This is a genomic window from Streptomyces racemochromogenes, from assembly GCF_044129415.1.
GTDB classification, from domain to species: Bacteria; Actinomycetota; Actinomycetes; order Streptomycetales; family Streptomycetaceae; genus Streptomyces; species Streptomyces racemochromogenes_A.
The window spans coordinates 1-2,894 of record NZ_JBBDHD010000267.1; the positions used below are offsets into that span (position 1 = coordinate 1).

Here is a 2,894-nt window from a genome sequence, read left to right on the forward strand (position 1 = left end):
CACCCCGCCCGGATAACGGCAGCTCATCCCCACGATCACGATCGGATCGTCGGCCACCGCCACCTGGCCCGCCACGGTAGGCGTGGTGGTGCCGCTGGTGGTGCCGAGGATCTCGGCGTGCAGGAAACGGGTGAGAGCCAGGGGGGTGGGGTGGTCGAAGACGAGGGTCGCGGGCAGCCGGGTGCCGGTGGCCGCGCCCAGCAGGTTCCGCAGCTCGACGGCGGTCAGCGAGTCGAAGCCGAGGTCCTTGAAGGGGCGTTCGGCCTCCACCCGGTCCGGGGAGGCGTGGCCGAGGACCGTGGCGACCTGGGCGCGTACGAGGTCGCCGAGGAGGCGTTCCTGTTCCGCCTCGGGCAGCCCGTGCAGGGTCGTGGCCAGGGCGGAGGCCCGGTCCGCAGCTGCGGCGGAGGAGGTTCCGGGGCCGCTGTGGGCCTTGCGGACCGGGGTTTTGACCAGCCCGCGCAGCAGGGCGGGGACCTTGTCCTCGGCTGCCTGGACGCGGAGTCCGGCGTGGTCCAGGGGCACCGGGAAGAGCACGTCGGTGCCGGCCGCGCAGGCGGCGTCGAACAGGGCGAGGCCGGTGGCCGCGTCCATGGCGACGAGGCCCATGCGGCGGATCCGCGCGAAATCGGCGGAGTCCAGCTTCCCGGTCATGCCGCTGCCGTCGGCCCACAGGCCCCAGGCCAGGGACACGGCGGGCAGTCCCGCCGCGTGGCGCCGCTGGGCGAGGGCGTCGAGGACGGCGTTGGCGGCGGCGTAGTTGGCCTGGCCGGCGCCGCCGAGCGTGGCGGAGACGGAGGAGAAGAGCACGAACGCGGACAGGTCCATGTCGCGGGTCAGTTCGTGCAGGTGGAGGGCGGCGTCGACCTTGGGGCGGAACACCCGGTCGACGCGGTCCGGGGTGAGGGCGGGGACGGTGCCGTCGTCGGTCACACCGGCCGCGTGGACCACGGCGCTCAGCGGGTGCCCGGCCGGAACCGTCGCCAGCAGGGCGGCCAGCTCGGCGCGGTCGGCCACGTCACAGGCGGCGGTGGTGACCCGGGCGCCGAGGGCGGTGAGTTCGGCCTCGAAGGCGGCCGCGCCTTCGGCGGCAGGGCCCCTGCGACCGGCCAGCAGGAGGCTGCGTACGCCGTGCTCGGTGACGAGGTGGCGGGCGACGAGCCGGCCCAGGGTGCCGGTGGCGCCGGTGACGAGGACGGTCCCCTCGGCGGGGAACGTCCCGCGCCGCGGTGCCTCACCGGCCGGGCGGTCCGTGGGGGCGGTGTGGGCGGTGAGGCGCGGCAGCAGGAGCCTGCCGCCGCGCACGGCGAGCTGGGGTTCACCGGTGGCCAGGGCGGCGCGCAGGGCCTCCCGGCCGGGACCGGCGTCCGGGTCGAGGCCCGGTTCCAGGTCGAGGAGGACGAAGCGGCCGGGGTTCTCCGACTGTGCGGTGCGGAGCATGCCCCAGACGGCGGCCTGGGCGGGGTCGAGGGCGGCGCGTTCGGCGGGGTCGGTGGCGACCGCGTGCCGGGTGACGACGACGAGCGGGGTCCGCTCGGACCGCTCCTCGGCGAGCCACTCCTGGATCAGCGCGAGCGTCCGGTGGGCGGTCGCCCTTACGGCTGCGGCCGGGTCGTCCGGTGCCGCGGCTCCGTCCAGGTCCGGGTCCGGGCCGGCGAGGGCCACGGCGCAGTCGGGTTCGGGGACGTCGGCCGGTGTCCGGGCCGGAGTCCAGTCGAGGCGCAGGAGGCCGTCGGCGCGGGGTGCGGCGGCCGCGCGCAGCCGGTCGGCGGAGACCGGGCGCAGCACGAGGGCGTCGACCGAGGCGACGGTCTGCCCCGCCGTGTCGGCGACCAGGACGGAGACGGTGTCCGGGCCGGCCGGGGTCAGCCGGACGCGTACGGCGGGGGCGCCGCCGGCGTGCAGGCTGACCCCGCTCCAGGAGAAGGGCAGCAGGGCCTGACCGGTGGTGGTGCCGGAGAGCAGGCCGAGCCAGGAGGCGTGGAGGGCGGCGTCGAGGAGGGCCGGGTGCAGCCCGAACGTATCCGCGTCCGGTGCCGTGGAGGCGGGGAGGGCCGCGGCGGCGTACAGGGAGTCGCCGTCCCGCCAGGCGCCGGTGAGGCCGCGGAAGACCGGGCCGTAGCCGAAGCCGAGGTCGTCGAGGAGCTCGTAGAGGTGGTCGGTCGCGACCGGTTCGGCTCCGGGCGGGGGCCATGCGGCGAGCTCGGACGGGGGCCGGACGGCGGGGGGTTCGGCGGACAGGGTGCCGCCCGCGTGCCGCGTCCAGTCGGCCGGGGCGGCCGGGTCCTCGGAGCGGGAGTGGAGCTCCAGGGTGCGGCGGCCCGCCGGATCGGGGGCCCCGACCGTGAGGCGGAGCTGGACGCCGCCGTGTTCGGGCAGGACGAGCGGGGCCTCCAGGGTGAGGTCCTCGACGTGTGCGCAGCCGGCTTCCTGTCCGGCCCGCAGGGCCAGTTCCACGAAGGCCGTACCGGGGACGAGCACGGCTCCGGAGACGGCGTGGTCGGCGATCCAGGGGTGGGTGGCGAGGGACAGGCGGCCGGTCAGGACGCTGCCGCCGTCGGGGAGGACGACGGTGGCGCCCAGGAGGGGGTGTCCGGTGTCGGTGACACCGATCGCGGCGGGGTCTGCGGTGGCCGGGACGTGCAGCCAGTACGTCTCGCGTTGGAAGGCGTACGTGGGCAGGGGGGTGCGGTGGGCTTCCTGGCCGGCGTACCAGGCCGTCCAGTCGACGGGGGTGCCGTGGACGTGAAGGCGGGCGAGGGCGGTGGTGAGGGCCAGGTCCTCGGGGCGGTCGGCGCGCAGGGCGGGAACGGTGAGGGCCTGCTCGTCCACGACGTCCCGGGCGAGGGCGGTCAGGACGCCGCCGGGGCCGACCTCCAGGAAGGTGCGCACTC

1 protein-coding gene is annotated in these 2,894 nt (G+C 76.8%); it reads right to left on the bottom strand.

Going from position 1 to position 2,894, the window contains the following annotated elements; genetic code table 11:
• Positions 1-2,894 (bottom strand): type I polyketide synthase (locus WDV06_RS36610; RefSeq protein ID WP_395514123.1); only part of this gene is annotated, 2,894 nt, incomplete at both ends.